This window comes from Bacillota bacterium, assembly GCA_012837335.1.
Lineage (GTDB): Bacteria > Bacillota > Limnochordia > Darwinibacteriales > DTU012 > DTU012.
This window is the reverse complement of record DURM01000077.1, coordinates 1-19617: the sequence shown is the minus strand read 5'-3', so window position 1 is coordinate 19617 and position 19617 is coordinate 1. Positions and strand designations below refer to the sequence as shown.

At 50.6% G+C, this 19617-nt stretch carries 15 protein-coding genes; 9 read left to right on the top strand and 6 right to left on the bottom strand.

Annotated elements, in window-relative coordinates:
* Nucleotides 1–133: 133 nt before the first annotated feature.
* A complete protein-coding gene (locus tag GX019_10410) occupies nucleotides 134–2044 on the bottom strand; it encodes a transglutaminase domain-containing protein (GenBank protein HHT37573.1) in 1911 nt (636 codons plus the stop codon).
* Nucleotides 2045–2074: 30 nt separating this feature from the next.
* Complete coding sequence (locus GX019_10405; protein ID HHT37572.1) at nucleotides 2075–2911, bottom strand: transglutaminase domain-containing protein; 837 nt, start codon at nucleotides 2909–2911, stop codon at nucleotides 2075–2077.
* Between the two features lie 150 nt (nucleotides 2912–3061).
* Between GX019_10405 and GX019_10400 the strand changes: the two genes are divergently transcribed.
* Nucleotides 3062–3748, top strand: a complete 687-nt coding sequence (locus GX019_10400; protein HHT37571.1) for a phosphoribosylaminoimidazolesuccinocarboxamide synthase — start codon at nucleotides 3062–3064, stop codon at nucleotides 3746–3748.
* 14 nt (nucleotides 3749–3762) lie between these two features.
* On the opposite strand, the gene GX019_10395 is transcribed toward GX019_10400, so the two are convergent.
* Nucleotides 3763–3954: a hypothetical protein gene (locus tag GX019_10395; GenBank protein HHT37570.1), complete on the bottom strand. Its 192-nt coding sequence runs from the start codon at nucleotides 3952–3954 to the stop codon at nucleotides 3763–3765.
* 34 nt (nucleotides 3955–3988) lie between these two features.
* Entirely contained in the window at nucleotides 3989–5011 is a 1023-nt protein-coding gene (locus GX019_10390; protein ID HHT37569.1) for a galactose mutarotase, read from the bottom strand.
* Nucleotides 5012–5209: 198 nt separating this feature from the next.
* Here GX019_10390 and GX019_10385 point away from each other — a divergent pair, with 198 nt between their 5' ends.
* From GX019_10385 to GX019_10365, 5 genes are all read left to right on the top strand, one after another.
* The gene (locus tag GX019_10385; protein ID HHT37568.1) at nucleotides 5210–6490 is read left to right on the top strand and encodes a bifunctional diguanylate cyclase/phosphodiesterase; all 1281 of its coding nucleotides are present in this window, start codon (nucleotides 5210–5212) and stop codon (nucleotides 6488–6490) included.
* Between the two features lie 2 nt (nucleotides 6491–6492).
* Entirely contained in the window at nucleotides 6493–7446 is a 954-nt protein-coding gene (pfkB, locus tag GX019_10380; GenBank protein ID HHT37567.1) for a 1-phosphofructokinase, read from the top strand.
* 142 nt (nucleotides 7447–7588) lie between these two features.
* On the top strand, nucleotides 7589–10339 hold the full coding sequence (locus GX019_10375) for a hypothetical protein (GenBank protein HHT37566.1): 2751 nt from the start codon (nucleotides 7589–7591) through the stop codon (nucleotides 10337–10339).
* Nucleotides 10340–10399: 60 nt separating this feature from the next.
* Nucleotides 10400–13147, top strand: a complete 2748-nt coding sequence (locus GX019_10370) for a hypothetical protein (protein HHT37565.1) — start codon at nucleotides 10400–10402, stop codon at nucleotides 13145–13147.
* A gap of 745 nt (nucleotides 13148–13892) precedes the next feature.
* Nucleotides 13893–15806, top strand: a complete 1914-nt coding sequence (locus GX019_10365; protein HHT37564.1) for a rhamnogalacturonan lyase — start codon at nucleotides 13893–13895, stop codon at nucleotides 15804–15806.
* Between the two features lie 61 nt (nucleotides 15807–15867).
* On the opposite strand, the gene GX019_10360 is transcribed toward GX019_10365, so the two are convergent.
* Nucleotides 15868–15921, bottom strand: coding sequence for a hypothetical protein (locus GX019_10360; protein HHT37563.1), 54 nt, complete (start codon nucleotides 15919–15921; stop codon nucleotides 15868–15870).
* 33 nt (nucleotides 15922–15954) lie between these two features.
* Complete coding sequence (locus GX019_10355; GenBank protein ID HHT37562.1) at nucleotides 15955–16905, bottom strand: aldo/keto reductase; 951 nt, start codon at nucleotides 16903–16905, stop codon at nucleotides 15955–15957.
* 175 nt (nucleotides 16906–17080) lie between these two features.
* Here GX019_10355 and GX019_10350 point away from each other — a divergent pair, with 175 nt between their 5' ends.
* From GX019_10350 to GX019_10340, 3 genes are all read left to right on the top strand, one after another.
* A complete protein-coding gene (locus tag GX019_10350; protein ID HHT37561.1) occupies nucleotides 17081–17965 on the top strand; it encodes an HDOD domain-containing protein in 885 nt (294 codons plus the stop codon).
* Nucleotides 17966–18034: 69 nt separating this feature from the next.
* Nucleotides 18035–19009, top strand: coding sequence for a DUF3231 family protein (locus GX019_10345; GenBank protein ID HHT37560.1), 975 nt, complete (start codon nucleotides 18035–18037; stop codon nucleotides 19007–19009).
* Between the two features lie 163 nt (nucleotides 19010–19172).
* Nucleotides 19173–19617: flagellin (locus tag GX019_10340; protein HHT37559.1), on the top strand; the 445-nt coding region annotated here is incomplete at its 3' end.

Genomic DNA, 19617 nt, shown 5'->3' with positions numbered 1-19617 from the left:
TCGGTCTTTTGCATCAATACTACGAAGTATGACTGAGGTCTATCAGGAGCGGTATACGCGGTCCGTACGTACCGTTCTGTGAGAGGAAAACCGCTAGGCTGATCACCTAGCGGTTACCTACTCGATGCAGTTTTTAATAAAACACAATGCTGTCCAGCATCTGGTTGAAATCAACGGCAAAGCTGTCGTAGAGCATGGCTGGGATGGTGAAAATGATGTTGTAGCACATATCATCAATTATGACCAGCACCATCTCCTGATAGAGCATCATATCATCAATGCCGATGCCCCAGCTTGCAGCCACCGCATCGCGGCCGTCAATGGTGAAAACTGCGATCTCTTCAGGAGCATAGAACTCGTATCCAGTGAAAGCAGCTGCCACCGCTTCAATTTGAGCTTCCATCAGCCAGTAGGGATCAATACCCGCCGGCAGAGTGTATAATTCTACCACCACATTAGCCAGCTGACTAGCATCAACCGCAGCAAATGACTGGTCGTAGACTTCGCTGAAGCCCCACTGGTCTGGAATGGTGATTGAGAAGGCAAAGTCGGTATTAGTATAAGTCTGGTCCATAACTCCTGTTTCCAGGCCGATTAAAGATTTTCTCGAGAAGATATCCACTTGCTTGATCGCCAGGTTTGCGCTTAAAAATACCGGAACATGGCGCACTTGAATGTCCGCAACAGATGCGTCGTCTAAAAATTTGACTAAGAGCGCATCAGGAGCAGTCTGGCGGTGGCTGGGATCGACAGCGATCCACTCGCCGAGCCAGACTTCATTCCACATATGGGCAGCCCAGTAGCCGCCCTGGTAGCGGTAGCCTTCAGCTACTCTGGTGGGAATTCCGGCTGCTCTGGCAAGGGAGGCAAACAGCACAGCGTACTCGTTGCAGTCGCCGGCTGGATCGGCGATAATCTGGGCGGTGGTTTTGGTCCGCATGGTAAGGTTCCCTTGGATGTAGCCAAAAACCCAATCAACAAGCTGTTGAACGGCTGTCCACGCATCCTTTTCGCCTGCTAAGATGCCGGCGCTCAGCATTTGAATCTCATCAAGATTAGGATCGATGTACCGGTCGGCGCCTAAATAGGGAGCAAGCTCCGGTTCCGCGATCGGCAGAGTGTATTTACCCCGGAAACTGCGGTTATCCTTGGAAATCGATACCAGAACGCCAGCGTCGGTACTGCTGATAATCTGCTGCCGGTTATCCTCTAACTGAACCGCATCCGGATCTACGCCGGAAATCAGGATTTGGCTGTAGATGGAGCGGACCGGATGGGAAATCAGAAGATTGGCTTCCTGAGTTCTCAAGCTGACGGTGTAGTATTCCAGTTCGTCCAGTTCAGCCCCGTCAACTCTTCGAGCCAGCATTCCCGGAAAGTCGGGGAGGGTGTTGTAGTGCATGGCTCCGCTTTCATCAAAGTAGATATACATGTCCACTCCGGACTCGTGGAGGAGAGCAGCGTAGCCTTGGAATTCATAACCGAGCACATCATAGGTTCCCTCTTCGCTGATAACCACGTATCCATAGGTCGGTATGTATTCATTCGTATCCAAGAGCAGAAACTCATGCTCTGATCCCGGAACTAATCCTTCGGCTGCCAGCTTATAGAAGACTGTATCCACATAGTACAGCTTTTCACCCGGTTCTAGGACATAGGTTTCCGTGGTTACACCGTACATGTCTGCTGCCCGGATGGTAACTTCCGGTTCTGCTAGGCTGTAGTCAGCAGTAATCTCATACACTGCCGGTGGATCAGTAATTTCCGAGAGAGCAGTGTAGGAAACGATGGCAAAATCCTCATCAAGAACCATCTCTTCGTACCCTCGGATCGCCTGCTGAGCTCCTAGAAACTCAACCATCATCACCAGTTCAGCCTTAAACTCATAACCGGTCTCAGTTCGGTACAGCTCCTGGTTGACGATGCCGATGGGAACAGAGTATTCTTCCATCACAAAGGTGCTTTGATCCATAAGCTCGGCTCCGGATACGCCAAGAGCCAGACAAATCATCAGCAACGCGGTGATAAGCAGTTTCTTTACCATCTTCTTTCTCTCCTTTTTTAATTTAGTTGCCTATGGTTCGGCAGTTATATCAATTTGGCGGATCGCTAACTGGAGAATCCCGAAATCCGAGTGTTTCAGCTTTAGATCTGCCAAACTGGGCGCAGACAGAAGTTTGATCAGCAGGGCATCAGGAGCCATCTGCTGGCAGGCAGGATCAACAGCGACCCATCTGCCCAGCCAAATTTCATTCCAGATCCAGCCGATCCAGCGGCTGGGGGTATCGAAGTAGCGGATGCCTACGGCAAAGCGGGTAGGAATGCCCGCGGCGCGGGTTAAGGCAGCAAACAATAAAGCGCGGTGGATCATATCTCCCTGATAGCTGCCCACCAGCTTCATAATCTCAGCGGCAGTAATCCAGGCATCAGCGCTGGCGGCAGTAATGCTGGCAATCAGCGCCTGAATTTCGGCTGAATTAGGATCGATCAGCTGATCAGCTCCTAAAAACCGCCGCAGCTTTTTCTGCTCCGGTTCAGCAAGGGGCAGCCCCAATTTACCGGTGTAATTGGTAGTGTCGATGGCAATATCGAGAACAACCTGCTCCTGTTCTTCCGCTTCCGCGTAGTAGTGGACCACCTGCTGACGGTTATCAATTAGGTCATAGTGATCAAAGCTGACACCGGCTAAGAGTATTTGGCTGTTAATGCTCCGCTGCGGATCGTTAAAGGTGATATTGGACTTTCGGGAATAAGCGGAGGCTGTGTAAGCTGCTTCCAGCTTCTCGCTTGCGCTTAAATCCGGCCAAAAGCTGAAATCGCCAGCAAAAGCCGGTTCTTCCGCGGCAGCGTAGGAAATGCATAATCCGAGCAGAATAGATAAATAAAGCCAGAACCACTTTCGCTTTGCCAAATTGTTCATCCTTTCCTGATTAGCAAGCCCTTACTGTATTATTAGATTAAGATTTGCGTTTCCCTCTACAAAGTGAAAATATTGCTGCGGCAGGAAAACTCTGCTGGATCAGGAAATTAGTAAATAAATCTCCAGGTGAAAGGTGATTGTATGGAATTGGTTTATCAGGGAAAAACAAAGGACGTTTACCGCCTCGATGATGAGCGCTGTCTCCTGAAATTTAAGGATGATCTTACCGGCAGCGATGGTGTTTTTGACCCCGGTGCCAATACTGTGGGGCTGAAAGTGGAAGGAGCGGGGAAAGCTGGACTGCGGATGAGCAAGTATTACTTTGAAATGCTCCACCGCCACGGAATTCCTACCCACTATCTTGAGTCTTCGGTACTGGAAAGCACCATGACAGTGAAACGGGCGGAAATGTTTGGCCATGGGTTGGAGGTAATCTGCCGCTACCGGGCGGTGGGCAGTTTTCTGCGCCGCTACGGCTTGTACGCGGAAGAGGGTCAGCGGCTGGATGGATTGGTGGAATTTACGCTCAAAGATGATCAAGCCGGGGATCCGCCGATCAATAAGGATGGTTTGGTTATGCTCGGCATCCTCACGGAAGAAGAGTATGAGCGGTTAAAATCGCTCACCAAAGAGATTTCCGATCTAATTCGTCAGGACTTAGCTTTAAAGCAGATGGAGCTTTACGATATCAAGCTGGAATTTGGAAGAGTGGGGGCGGAGCAGGAGATTGCTCTCATTGATGAAATCTCTGGCGGCAATATGCGGGTGTTTTACCAAGGCAGATTCCTCGATCCTTTGGAACTTGCCCGCAAAGTGCTGGAAGGGTAAAAAATTAGAGAGGCCTACTTGGCCTCTCTTGTTTTGCCGCGCATCTGCTGAATCTGCTTCAACAGCTGCCTCAGCTCATTGATGGCAAATTCAATTTGATCGTACCGTTCCTGGTCAGAGTGGATAAAGGTTCTTAAATGAACCTGCTGAAACTTCAGCTCGTGAATCCGGTTATTGATCAAGGTTATGATCTCATTTTTTGACATACTGCAACTCCTCATACCATTGGTTTAGCCTTCCTCACTCCGATTGGACTTTAAAGCGGTAGATAGTGGTGTGCTGGTAGACTTGTCCGGCTCTTAAAATCGGATTGGAGAAATGACTGACATTAGGCGAATTGGGGAAATACTGAGTTTCCAAGCATAATCCGCTGCGGTGGCCGTATGCGGCGCCGTTTTTGCCCGGAATCGGTGCTTTCAGGAAGTTGCCGGAATAGAATTGGATTCCCGGTTTGGTGGTCAGCACTTCCATCAAGCGGCCTGTGTCCGGATCATACAGCTCGGCTGCTTTTTTCAGTCCATCCCTTTGATTCAAAACCCAGTTGTGGTCGAAACCGCTTCCATATATAATCTGGGGATTGCTTTCATCTAGATTGGCTCTAATTGGCGTAAGCTCACGAAAATCCATGGGTGTGCCTGCCACGCTGGCGATTTCTCCGGTTGGAATCGTTTCACTGTTAATCGGCGTATAATAGTCGGCGTCCAGTTTTAAGTGGTGATCGAGAATACCGCCTTGGTTATGGCCCTTTAAATTAAAATAGCTGTGGTTGGTCAGATTGATGATTGTATCTTGATCGCTTACAGCCCAGTAATCAATGCGAAGTTCATTGTCATCTGTCAGGGTGTAGGTTACCTGCGCGTACAGGCGCCCCGGATAATTCTCCTCTCCATCCGGGCTGATGTATTCCAGCTGCAGCTGGTTTTCTCTGCTTGCTGTCGGGTTCCAGATGACTTGGTCAAATCCCCGCGTTCCGCCGTGGAGGTGGTTCGCGCCATCGTTGGCCGCCAGCTGATAATCAACTCCGTTCAGCTGAAACTGCCCATTGGCAATGCGGTTAGCATAGCGCCCGATTACTGCTCCGAAAAAGTAGGTATCCCTTTGATAATCCTCCACATCCTGATAACCCAATACCACATCAGCAAACTGACCGCTGCGGTCCGGTACATGAAGCGAGAGGACGGTTGCGCCGTAATTGGTGATTTCTGCCCTGAGATTATTGCGGTTTTTCAATGTAAACGTTCTAATTTCCTCGGTTTTAGTCATTGTTTTCCACAGCAAAATACTGCCGCGGGCACCCCCTTGTGACTGTATTTCCTGTATGTATTCACGATAATGGTTTTAACTGCCAGTGTCAAGGGTAAGGATATGTTAACTTATTAACTAATTTAAAGGATAATCACGGTTATAGGCGAATATTGTAAGCAGCCGTATGTTTTCAATTACTCCGAAGGACGGTGCAGTATGCAGACCCTCTCACAGTGGCCCAAACGCGATCAATTTTATCAATACCTAGATTCACTCCTGATTAATCCAGATAACCAAACTAATCTCATTGCTCTCTTGATCATGAATCTCGACAACTTTCGGGAGGTCTGTGAGCTCTTTGAATTTCGAGACATTGAAAGTGTATTAGCTGAAGCAGCCCAAATCATCAAAAACTCCTGTCCCGCTGACAGCTACACAGCCTGGTTAGGCTCGGATGAGTTCGCGGTGGTGCTGCCGGAAACGACTGAGAAAGAAGCTGAGCAGACCGCAGCCGCTATCTGCTCTAATCTTGGCAACCCGATTTATGTTAATGGTAGGCATGTTTTGATTACCGCCAGTTTAGGCCTCGCCTTTACGCCTCGAGATGCTCAGGACCGCTATGAACTCCTGAAGAATGCGAGCATGGCGATGAATTGGGCGAAAAAACACGGCAAAAACGGCTATATCAGCTACGAGCCGATGATGAGCCGCCACATCAGCCGCAGAGTCAGCTTGGTCAATGATTTGGCTTCTGCCTTAGCGGAGAACCAGTTAATCCTTCATTACCAGCCTCAGGTTAACATTATCAGTCAAAGTATTGTTGGCGCCGAAGCGCTGGTGCGCTGGGTACATCCAGTTCACGGTTTAATTCCCCCTTTAGAGTTTATTCCCCTAGCTGAAGAAACCGGATATATCATCCAGATCGGCGAGTGGGTTTTATACCAGGCCTGCACAGATTTCAATAACTGGCTTGAGCAGGGAATAGTGCTGGAACGCTTAGCGGTGAATGTCTCGATTGTGCAGCTTAAACAGATGAGCTTTGCCGACCGGGTATTAGAAATCCTCGAGGAAACCAGGTTGGATCCGGCTTATTTGGAGCTGGAAATTACCGAAAGCCAGTCGATGGACTTGCCTGAAGTGCGCCCCCAGATCGAAAGACTCCGCAACCATGGCGTCAGATTTGCGATTGATGACTTCGGCACCGGCTTTGCCTCCTTAAACCACCTGCGCTATATGGGCTTTGATACCATTAAAATTGATAAAGCCTACATCCATAACATCATCACCAACAACCGGGATCAGGTGATTGTCGGTTCGATTCTCACGATGGCTGAGCTGCTGCAGCTCGGCATCATTGCTGAAGGCGTTGAGACTGATGATCAGCTGCGGTATATCAAGCAGACCAATATTAAGGAAGTGCAGGGCTATTATTTAAGCCCACCGGTAGAAAAAAGCGCCTTTGAAGAACTGATTCAAACGGTGCAGAAAAGGAGTTAGCCATGGCTCGGGTAGTGACCGTAACTGCTAATCCCTGTATCGATCATATTGTCGAGGTGGAAAGCTTCGCGTACGGAGCGGTAAATCGGGCTGTTGACAGCCGCCGGGAAGTTGGCGGCAAAGGGATCAACACCGCCCGCATGCTGAAGCTGTTAGGCGTTGATGTCCTCGCAGCCGCATTTTTAGGTGGAGACACCGGCCGGGAGATCAGCAGTGCCCTGGAGCAGCTCGGCGTTAAATATCTGAGTATTGGAACCAAGCATCCAACCCGCACTAATATTAAAATTATTAATCATGATGCAGGTTCAAAAACCGTTACCGAACTTAATGAACCGGGTAGATCCCCCGCTGGGGAAGAGCTGGAAAAGCTGATTGAGCAAGTTGAAATGGCGGCGGTCAATGCCTTGTACTTGGTTTTATCCGGCAGTCTCCCGCAGGGCTGTCCCCCGGACTTTTACCAAACGCTGCTTAAAGCCGCCCGCAGGCGCAATCCCAAGCTTACCGCGGTGGTGGATACCAGCGGTGAGCCCTTAAGGCGGGCACTGGAAGCAAAGCCAGAGATTATCAAGCCCAACCACAGTGAGCTGGCGGAGTTGGTGGGATGCCCCCTTACCGGGATTGAAGATGTTTTCCAGGCTCTGAAGGAGATTCACCAGCAGGGAGTGAAAGTAGCCCTCTGCAGCCTAGGCGCAGACGGAGCTGCAGCAGTGTCTGTGGAAGGGTGCTATCGGGTGACTGCCCCCAAAGTAGCGGCAGTCAACACAGTCGGCTGCGGCGATGCTTTTGTGGCGGGGCTGATCGCCGGACTGCTCCAGCGCAATCAGCTTGAATCTGGCTTAACTGCCGCAGCGGCAGCGGGAACAGCAGCGGCGCTGGATCCGGGCACTGGATTTCACTCGCTAGAGCGGTGGGATGATATTTACAGCCAAGTGGTTGTAACAAAAGTTAAATGTTAAAAGGAAAGGCAGAGGCGTGGATCTTCCCGCTCCTCTGCCTTGTTTAGTTAAAACTTTTTTAAGGAAAGAAAAAGGCATCCGCCCTTTTATATTGAATTAGTATCAGGAAGATCAATTTGCAAAAATTTAGGAGGGGTGCTCATTGAGACACAAAAAACTATTAACTGCAGCATTAGTACTTATCTTATCTTTTGGCATGCTGAGCGCAGTGGCAGCCGCCAGCGAAGCTGATCTTGACGCGTTGATGAAGGACTTTTTATCCAGCAACTTTGGCGTAGCAATGAAAGCGCAGAACGCGCTGGCAGCGCTTGGCGATGAAGCTGTTCCCCGCGTGGCAGATGTGCTCTACCGCAACGCTGATTTCATGAACCGGATTAAAGCGGTTAACCTTTTGGGCAGTATCGCTACTCCCCAAGCAGTTGAAGCGCTGGTATCTGGGGTTGAAGACCGGGATGAAATCGTCCGCAACTCCACGGTAAACGCAATTATGAAGCTGGATGAAGCGGGCAAAAAGACTGCTGCTCATCATCTTACCGCCTACTTAGTTCATACCCAGCTCTATGTCCGCACACTTGCCGGCGAGCTGCTGGTGGATTTAGGCGTAACGGAAGCGGAGATCGCAGCGGGACTGGCGGATGTGGTTATCACCGGCTCCAACCAAGCTCGCGACTTGGCTTTGTCTGAGCTGTCCAAGCTGGGAGCTAATGCCTCCCATGTGGTCGACGAGTTCATTCCTCTGGTTGATTTAAGCAGTCCTGACAAGTACGCTGAATCGTTCCGCCTGCTGGAAGTGCTGACTACGATCGGCGATGCGAATAATCCAGAACTGGTTGGGATGCTGACGGCATTGTTATTATCCGATGATTTTGATCTGCGCCAGGAAGGAATTTGGGGTATGCGGCGCTTGAAACTGGACGGACCAGCCATGGCTGCTCCGGTTCAGATTCTTCTTAATTCTGATTCAGCAGAGGATCAAAGTCTGGCTGTAGAGATCTTAACTCAGCTTGCGATTACCCAGCCGGTGGCAGTGGAAAAACTGCAGGAAATTGTGACCAGCGGGGAATTCAGCGCTGCAGTGGTTGAGCAGGCGCTGGCCGGGTTAGAATCTTTAGTGCCGCAGCTCGAGTGGCATTTGGACCGGGGCTTAGTGGCAGTTTTAACTGATGAAGGTATCTTCTTAAGCTGGCGCTTATTGGGTACCGAACCTCATGATCTGGGCTTTGATGTTTACCGCAATGGTGAAAAAGTAACTGCCGAGCCCATTACCACCAGCACCAACTATTTGGACCCAGAAGGCACTGTCAACGATGAGTATTATGTACAACCTATCTACAATGGACGGGAATTTGAAGCTTCGGAAGCAGCAGCAGTTTGGGCCCAGAACTATCTCAGCATTCCTATTAATCGGCCGGAAGACGGTGTAACTCCAGCGGGAGAGCGCTACCGCTACCATGCCAATGATGGCAGCGCAGCTGACCTTGATGGAGACGGCCGCTACGAGATAATCCTCAAATGGGATCCGTCCAATAGTAAGGATAATGCCCATGATGGCTACACTGGAAATGTCTATATCGATGCCTATACCTTAGATGGCGAGATGCTGTGGCGGATTGACTTAGGCAAAAACATCCGCGCTGGCGCTCATTACACTCAATTTATGGTTTACGACTTGGATAACGACGGCAGAGCGGAAATCATCATGAAAACCGCAGATGGAACCATTGATGGAGAAGGCAATGTGATCGGTGATCCCAATAAAGATTGGCGCCGACCAAACGGCCGAATTCTCGATGGTCCTGAGTACCTGACTGTGTTTGATGGAGCAACAGGCAGAGCGATTGATACCATCGATTACAAGCCGCCGCGGGGCAATGTCAGCTCCTGGGGAGATGGTTACGGCAACCGGGTGGACCGCTTCCTGGCAGGGATAGCTTATCTGGATGGCGTGCGTCCAAGCGTAATCATGGCCCGGGGTTACTACACCCGCACCGTCTTGGTTGCCTACAATCTTGTCGACGGCAAGCTGGAAGAGGTTTGGATGTTTGACACTGCTTCCGATCCACGGTTAAGAAGCTGGGAAGGACAGGGCAACCACAACTTGTCGGTGGCAGACGTTGACTTTGACGGTAAACAGGAAATTGTCTACGGTGCAATTACCATTGACCATGATGGCACCGGCTTATACAATACTGGTCTCATGCATGGAGACGCCCTCCATGTTGCGGATCATGATCCGGACCGGGTCGGACTGGAAGTATTTGGTGTGCATGAGCCCTACCCCCATGCTTCCGGCATGAACTTAAGGGATGCCCGCACCGGCGAACTGCTCTGGGGTAAACCGAGCAACCACGACGTCGGCCGCGGTGTTGCCACCAATATCGATCCCCGCTATCGGGGCAGTGAAGCTTGGGGCAGCCGCTTCCCCATGTTCGATGTGAAGGGCAACCAGATCAGCACCACCGTTCCGGCCATGAACTTCGTAATCTGGTGGGACGGCGACCTGCAGCGGGAGCTCTTAGACGGCACCCACATCACTAAATGGGATTGGGAAAACGAAAGAATTATCACCCTGCTGGCTCCAAGAGATGTTGCCAGCAACAACGGTTCGAAATCGACACCAACTCTCACCGCTGATTTATTCGGCGACTGGCGGGAAGAAGTGATCTGGCGCACCAGCGATAACAGCGAGCTGCGCATCTACACTACTACCGACTTAACTGACGCGCGGCTGTACACCTTAATGCATGACCCAATGTACCGGGTAGCGATTGCTTGGCAGAACGTGGCTTATAATCAGCCGCCCCATCCAAGCTTCTACGTCGGTGATGATATGAAACCCCAGACTTACCATCCGGGATCGATTAAGGTCTTCCTGGAAAGTCTAGGGCGGTAGCTGAGCGAGCGGAGATGAATCCATCTCCGCTCCCAATTAATTAGATAGGGGGTTGAACTTATGCGGAAGTCATCCATATTCTTAGCGCTAGTGCTGATTCTCATTATGGCTTTACCCATGACTGCCTCCGCGGAAACAGGGGTCAGTCAAGCCGATATTTCTAAGCTGATCGGGGAAATGCGCTCCCAGAATTTTCGGGAATCGCTCGCTGCCCAAAATACCCTGATTGAAATAGGCGAGCCGGCAGTGCCCTTGTTAAGGGTGCTGTTAACTCAGAGCCGGGAATCCTGGGATCGGGCGAAGGCTGTTTATGTGCTGGGCAAGATCGGCACTGAGGCGGCTGTAAAAGCGATGCTGACTGTGATCAATGACAGTGATGCAGCGGTTAAAAGCGCTATTATTACCGCCGCCCGCAACCTCAGCGAAGAGCAGGTGGACTACGCAGCGCCGCTGTTTGTGGAGCATCTCCTGAGCTCTGATTCCCAAGCTCGGGATACAGCCATGGAAGCCCTGCTGGCGATGGGCATTTCCGAAGCACAGCTGGCGGCAGAACTTGCTGATGCAGCGGTTAGTAATACCGGCAGCAAGCGAAAAGCTGCCCTGGCTGAGCTGGCTAAGCTTGGACCCGGAGCGAAAAGCGCAGCGCCGAAGCTGCTGGCATTAGTAGAACAAGTGGAGCTGGATGAAGCAGTCAGCATCCTCCAAGCCTTAGCGCAAATCGGGGATGCAGGGGTTGAGTCGGTAGTGCTCGGTCTGTTAGAACCGATGGTGCTCGCTCCCGATTGGGATGTGCGCCAGGATGCGATCTGGGTGATGCTGAGTTTGAAATTGGACAGTGATGCCATGATTCAGCCGACCGTAAAGCTGTTAGAAACCGGCAGCTTGGAAGACCAGCTGCGTGCGGTGGAGGTGCTTGCTCACTTAGGACTCAGTCAGGACGCTGCTGTCAAGAAACTGATCGAAGTGGTCCAGGATCCGCATCAGCCGCAGGAGCTTCGCGACGCAGCTTACCAAGGCTTAGAATCACTTCGTTTTCAGATGGAATATCATATCAGCCGGGGATTTGTGGCTGTGAATACCGATGAGGGAGTTTATCTTGGATGGCGCCTGTTAGGCACCGATCCATATGATTTAGGCTTTAATCTTTACCGCGATGGGGAAAAGATCAACTCTGAACCCATTACCCAAAGCACCAACTACATAGATAGAGAAGGCAGGCTCGACGCAGTTTATTCTCTCACCGCGATCGTTAACGGTGTGGAAACCACTGCGGCTGAGAATATAACTCCCTGGGAGCAGAACTATCTTACCATTCCCCTCCAGCGTCCGGTGGGAGGTCGAACTCCTGATGGAACCTATGAGTATACCGCTAATGATGCCAGCGCGGCGGACTTAGACGGTGACGGGGAATACGAGATCGTCTTAAAGTGGGATCCGACCAACTCTAAGGATAATGCCCACAGCGGTTATACAGGCAATGTGTATTTAGATGCGTATAAACTGGACGGTACCTTGATGTGGCGGATCGACTTAGGCCGAAATATCCGCGCTGGTGCCCACTACACCCAGTTTATGGTGTATGATTTTGATGGCGACGGTAAGGCGGAAGTGGCAGTTAAAACTGCCGATGGGACAGTTGACGGCACTGGTAAGGTAATCGGCAATCCCAGCGCTGATTACCGCAACCGCAGCGGCTATGTCCTCTCCGGTCCCGAGTATTTAACCATCTTTGATGGTGCAACCGGAGCTGCTTTAGCGACTGTTGATTATGAGCCGCCCCGGGGCAGTGTATCGAGCTGGGGAGATAACTACGGCAACCGGGTGGATCGGTTCCTTGCAGGTGTGGCTTACCTTGACGGCCAGCGGCCCAGCTTGATTATGGCCAGAGGCTACTACACCCGCACCGTGGTTGTGGCCTGGGATTGGCGGGATGGAGAGCTGACCAAGCGCTGGGTATTTGATTCCAATCAGCCGGGCTATGGCAGCTATGCCGGACAGGGCAACCACCAGCTGTCAGTTGCTGATGTGGATTTAGATGGCCGGGATGAAATCATCTACGGTGCCATGACGCTTGATGATGACGGCACACCACTATACAACACCCGCTACGGCCATGGCGATGCTCTCCATGTGGGAGATTTTGATCCTAACCGTCCCGGGTTAGAAGTTTTCGGTGTTCATGAAAACCATCCCCATCCAGCGGGGATTAACTTAAGAGATGCCCGCACCGGCGAATTGATTTGGGGAGTATCCACCAATTATGATGTGGGCCGGGGCTTAATCGCGGATATCGATCCTAACTATCCGGGAGCAGAGGCTTGGGCATCAGGGGATACAGTGCGGTCTTCCCGCGGTGATTCTCTGACAATTTCCAGACCGTCGATCAACTTTGCCATCTGGTGGGATGGAGATTTGCAGCGGGAACTGTTAGATGGGATTTCCATCTCCAAATGGGATTGGGAAAAGCGAAGTGTAAGGGAAATTTTCTATGCCAGGGGCTGCGCCTCCAATAACGGCACGAAGGCGACTCCGGCTCTCACAGCGGATCTCTTTGGCGATTGGCGGGAAGAAGTGGTTCTCCGCACCACCGACAATCAAGCGCTGAGGATCTACACCACCACTGATGTAACTGAGCACCGCCTGCACACGCTGATGCATGATCGCCAGTACCGAGTGGCAGTAGCCTGGCAGAACACTGCCTACAACCAGCCGCCCCATCCTAGTTTCTATATCGGTCCGGATCGGCCGCTGCCGACCTACAATCCGGGATTGATCGAAACAGTGCTGGGCGGAACAATAACACCATAGGAGGTTTTCCATGCGTAGATTAGCTGTTGTGAAACTGCTGGTAGTACTCTTGTGTTTAACTGCCGCCTTTGCCAGCGCGGCGGAAGCCGACCTGCAGGCCTTATTAACTGATTTAGCAGGTTCCAACTTTGTGAAGTCGACTGCGGCAACCAAGGAATTGGTAGCGATGGGACCGGAAGTAGTGCCCCACATCGCTGCTGAAATCTTAACCAGCTCCGACTGGTCGGCGCGGTTTAGAGGTATCACCGTCCTGCGCCAGCTTGAGGCTGTGGAAGGTGTGCCCCATCTGCTGTTAATGCAGAGCGACCCCGAAAACCGGGTCCGCAGCTATGCTGCCGAAGTGCTGAAGGAAATCGTGGACAAACATCAGGATGCAGTTGCGCCGGTCTTAGCGGAACTGCTCCTTTCCAGCGAAGCTGCAGTGCGGAATACTGCTGTGAATATGCTGAAAGAGCTTGGCTGGAGCGATGGGGACATTGAAGCGGTATTGCTTGATGCTTTAACCAATGCTGACGCAGTTGGTAAGATTACCGCTGTTGAGCTTTTAAGCGCTGCCCACTACCATGAGCGGGTGTTTGGTGAAAAGGTTTTTCCGCTGCTCAAAGATGAAAATGCCGAAGTGAGAAAAGCAGCGGTCAGAGGTTTAGCGATTCTGGGCTACACCGGGGAAGAAATCTTTAGTCAGATTGAAGCCGGTATAGTGGATGCAGGAAATTGGCAGGAAGCTGCTGAGCTCCTAGCCCAGATGGTGCAGAGCAATCAAAAAGCAGCAGCCATTCTTGGTGAGATTGTAGCTGATGAAAACCAGCCGCGGGAACTCCGCCAAGCAGCCTATAATGCGCTTGATCAGGTAGTTCCGCAGTTAGAGTTTCATCTCAACCGAGGCTTAACAGCCATCAAAGTTGACAATGGTGTGTACTTAAGCTGGCGGCTGTTAGGAACAGATCCCTTTGATTTAGGTTTTAACGTCTACCGCGATGGAGTTAAAATTAACTCCGAACCGATTGTCACCAGCACCAATTATTTGGACGAAGCTGGAACAGACGCAGCGGTGTACTATGTAGCAGCGGTGATTGACGGTGTGGAAGTGGAGCAGTCGGAAACTGCGGCAGTGCTGCCGGTGCCTTACATCTCCATTCCCCTTGATCCACCAGCGGGCGGGGTAACCCCTGATCAGGTGAGTTATCACTATACAGCTAATGATGCCAGCGCCGCGGACTTAGACGGCGATGGGGAGTATGAGATTGTTTTGAAGTGGGATCCCACTAACGCTAAAGATAACGCCCACAGCGGCTACACCGGCAATGTTTATCTCGATGCGTATAAGCTTGACGGAACCAGACTGTGGCGGATTGATTTGGGCAGAAATATCCGCGCCGGTGCCCACTACACCCAGTTTATGGTGTATGACTTTGATGGCGACGGCAAAGCGGAACTGGCTGTGAAAACAGCGGATGGCACCGTAGATGGTCTGGGCAATGTCATCGGTGATCCTGAAGCTGATTACCGAAACAGCGCCGGCTATATCTTAGCCGGTCCGGAGTATCTAACCATGTTTGACGGTGAAACCGGTAAAGCCTTGGCAACCATTGATTATTATCCGCCGCGGGGCAATGTGGGCGCCTGGGGCGACGGCTACGGTAACCGGGTTGACCGCTTCTTGGCCGGCGTGGCTTATCTTGATGGTGTGAGACCAAGCCTGTTGATGGCCAGAGGTTACTACACCCGGGCGGTGATTGCCGCTTACAACTGGGAGGACGGTGAGTTTGTCCCGGTTTGGGTCTTTGACAGCAATGATCCCGGCAAAGAAAGAGCAGCGGGGCAGGGCAACCACCAGCTGTCAATTGCCGATGTGGATGGTGACGGCAAGGATGAAATCATCTACGGCGCAGCCACGATCGACCATGACGGCACACTTCTGTATTCTACTGGTCTTGGCCATGGCGATGCCCTCCACGTAACCGATATCGACCCAAGCCGCCCCGGCTTAGAAGTGTTCGGTGTGCATGAGCCTTATCCGAATCCAGCAGGCATCAACTTAAGAGATGCCCGCACCGGTGAAATCCTGTGGGGACTGCCCACCAATTACGACGTGGGCCGGGGGATCAGCATTAATATCGACCCGAACCATTACGGGAACGAAGCCTGGGCTTCGGGAAGTCCCCTCTTTAATGCTAAGGGTGAGGTTATCAGTACTAGAACGCCTAACTCCACCAACCACGCCATCTGGTGGGACGGCGATCTGCTGAGAGAACTTTTGGATCATACCAATGGCATGGGTAAAATCGATAAATGGGATTGGGAGAACCAAACTACCATTAATCTTGTGACTTTTGCCGGAACTCATTCTAACAATGGTACCAAAGGTAATCCGAGCTTAACCGCGGATATCCTTGGTGACTGGAGAGAAGAAGCGATTTTCCGGACCCAGAATAACCGGGAGCTGAGAATCTATCTCACCACTCATCCAAGCGAGCACCGGCTTTACACCTTTATGCATGACCGGCAGTACCGGGTGGCCATTGCTTGGCAGAACGTGGCTTACAACCAGCCGCCGCACCCAAGCTTCTATGTTGGCGACGATATGGAAACACCTGATTTCAACATTGGTCTGGCCTACAAGGTCTTAGAAGAATACCGGGGAGAGTTCGGTAAGTAAATAAGGAGATAAATTAAGCCGCCTAAACAAATTAGGCGGCTTAATTAATTTAAACGACAGATTACTCTCGCAGCTTTTTACCGCAGTTACTGCAGTAGATGGCATCATTGGTCACCGGTTTGAGGCAGTTCGGGCAGGTCTTCCTACGTCAGGCATTAAAAATGCGTTCATAAGCCTGTTCGATGACCGAAAGTTCCTCTTCGGACAGGGTCCATGCTCCGGCTCCCGCGTTTTCCACAATCTGCTCGGGATGCCGCGCTCCAACCAAGGCTGTGGTTACTCCATCCTGCTGGGTGAGCCAGTTGATGGCCACGTGGGAAATGGGTTTGTTCCTGTTATCCGCGATTTTTGCCAAGACTTCCACTAATTCCGTTACTTTGCTCCACATTGGCTCTTCAAAGAACCGGTAGAAGCGGTGCCTGGTATCATCGGGAGCGAACTCAGGCTTTGTTTTACCACGGTATTTGCCCGCTAAAATGCCTGATCCCAAGGAGCCGTAAGCGAGAATGCCGATTTGATGCTTGCGGCAGTAGGGCAGGATTTCCGCTTCGATTTCTCTTCTTAAGAGGGAGTAATGGGGCTGAAGGCTGGCCAGGTCGGCGATTTTGATCACCCGGTCCATCAGCTCCGGATCAAAATTGGAAACGCCTAAGTATCTGAACTTGCCGGCTTCCTTAAGTTTAACCAGCTCGTAAATAGAATCTTCCACAGGAGTGTGGGGATCCGGCCAGTGGATTTGGTATAAGTCAATCGTATCCACCTCGAGGCGGCGCAGGGAATCTTCGATCTGGACGCGGATACTTTCGGGCTTGAGATTGCGCCGCTGGCCGTCCTTGGTTTGGACGATTCCGACCTTGGTCGCGATGATCACTTCATCGCGGTGGCCTTTAATCGCTCTGCCGACAACCTCTTCAGCCCGTCCATTGCCGTAGCCGGGAGCGGTATCGATTAAGTTGACACCGGCATCAAGAGCAGCCTTGATGGTGCGGATGGATTCGTTATCGTCAACCTGGCCGTAAGTGGTTCCACCCATGGGCCAAGTGCCTAATGAGACTACCGATACCTGCAGATCAGTCTTGCCGAGTTGTTTGGTTCTCAATTTGCAGACCTCCTTTGGGTGATTCTGCATTTATTGTTCCCTGTGGGATCAGGGTAGTCCTGCCTAAAAGGTGAAAAAGCTTTAATTAGTAAGTAAATGAAGAAGGAATTCGCAGTTAGGTAACCGAAGTTCAAGGTAATATGATAATATTTTTCTCTAATATTGGAGGGGTATTATGTCTGAAGTGCTGTTTCAAATCCTGGATCGGGAGCTTCCAGATGTGCCGCCCTATGTGGGGGAGATTATCGAGAAGCTGAGCAGTCCCCAGTCGGCAAATATCAAGGAGATTACCGATGCGATCGGCCAAAGCAGGGCGCTGACTAATACGATCTTGAATATGCTGAATACCGGTTATTTCGGCATTGTCCGCCGGGTGGACAGCCTCGAGACAGCGGTTTTGATGATTGGGATGGATTCGCTGCGCTATATCATTCTGGGCTTGATAGTGAAGATGCTGTTTAATAAGCGGGAGACGGTGCCTTCCGTAAGTGGAGATGCGTTTCTCCGCCACTGTTTGGGAACAGCCATTGCTTCCCAGCTGTTGTGCGAGGCGAGCAGGATCAGCCCGCAGTGCGATAAGTATAAACTGCTCACTTATGGAATGCTCCATGATATTGGGATTCTGGCCTTGGATTACAGCATGCCCTTTACCTTAAACCGGATTCACAACTTGGCGGTGGAAGAAAAAATTCCGATTCTCAGAGCTGAGGCTAAGGTTTTTGGCAGGTTAACCCACGATGTGGTGGGGCACTGGGTGTGCAGGCGCTGGAAGCTTCCGGAGGATATTGCCCATGTGGTGATGTACCATCATAAACCGCGGCAGAGCGATGGTTTTAAGCAGGAAGTAGCGCTTTATTACATCGCGGATATGATCAGCATGAGTTATTATGAAACGCTGTTAGAAAATGATTATGAGTACTCCGTTGATCAGAAAATGCTGGAGTTCTTAGGAATTACCCAGCAGGATGTGGACGAGGTTGAGGCAGTACTGCCGGAAGAAGTAGAAAAAGCAATGCGGGTTATTGATTTCCGCGCCCTGGATAAGCTTAGTTTTGATTAACCGGAAATGGTTACAATCCCTTTCCTTAGGAAATATTAATCCTAGATTGAGGATGGGAAAGGGGTTTAGATGCTTTTTACACGAACCAGAGACAAGGCGGCCAAAGCTCGGGATCAGGTAGGGGCAGAAGAAGCGCATCGGCTGTGGAGGGTGCTGAAGCACCGCTATATTGTTATTGATGAGTGCAATACCATGGTTAATTTTGTCCATGATTTAGAATTCAAGCTGATCATTAACCACCTGGTTGATGATTGGACGAAGGAAGTAAAATGGGTGGAGAAGGAATTGAATAAGTATTCGATTCCAAGTCCAAGACCAAATCTGACGGATATTAATGTGGCGGCTGATCCGGAGTCGATGCGAGACTGCCAGACCGCTCGCTTAGTGCATATGTTCCTAGCCCGGGATATTGATATCCTGATTGATTCGTTTCGGGACAGCTACATCAATGATGATGTGTTCAGCTTGTTTAAGGAGTTAAGTGAGCGATCATTTCGGAGACTAGATCAGTTTATTCGCTATGTGAAGGTGAAAGGCTGGGTTGACTTTCCGCCCCAGTATTTCAACCCGCACGCGCAAACATCAGAGAGAATCGATTCGACAACAATTTTTAATCTCTGGCATCATCTCTCGTACAGATATGTGGTGATTCAGCTGACGAAGCTGTTTCTGTCATTAGCCAATGATGCTGATTTCAAATTGATCTTAAATGAGGGCATTGATAACATGAAAGCCCAGACCAAGCTATTGGAAAGGGAGCTTCTCAAGTACAATGTGATGCTGCCGGAGAAATACCCGGAAGTGATCCCAACACCGGATTCCTCAGAGCATGTGGAGGATAAATTCCTCTTCACCCTCATTCTTGAAGGAATGAAAAGCGCAGTCACCCTGCAGGCGATGGCGATTAAGGAATCAATAACCAACGACAGACTGAGGGGTCTGTTCCAAGATTTGGTGTATGAGGAGCTGGATATGATTACAGCGCTAATCAAATACGGTAAGCTGAAGGGATGGTTGCTGAAACCGCCAATGTATCGACCTTAAAAATGTACTAAAAAAATTTCTTGTTTTTGATTAAAGTTCCTAAACCAACAGTCCGATGTATGTAATAGCTAGTAATATTCCTTGCGCAAGGGGAAAAGTCTAGACTAGCTTACCATTAAATTGTTCAAGGATGAACAAAAAAGACAATCAAGGAGGAAAACACATGCGTATTAACAACAACATTATGGCTCTCAACGCTCACAGGCAGTTGGGTGTAAACCAATCCAATGCATCCAAATCCATGGAAAAGCTGAGCTCTGGTTTCAGAATCAACCGCGCCGGTGACGACGCAGCAGGTTTGGCAATCTCCGAAAAAATGAGAGGTCAAATTCGTGGCTTGAAACAGGCTGCTAGAAACGCCCAAGATGGTATCAGTCTTATCCAAACAGCTGAAGGTGCACTCAATGAAACCCATGCTATTTTGCAAAGAATGCGCGAACTAGCCGTTCAAGCCTCGACCGACACTAACACCGAAGTTGACCGTGGCGAAATCCAAAAAGAGATTAATCAGCTCGCTGATGAGCTTTCTCGGATTTCCAATGATACTGAATTTAACAAGAAGACGCTGCTAAATGGCGATATGGGTAAGGTGGCACAGAAAACAGCTG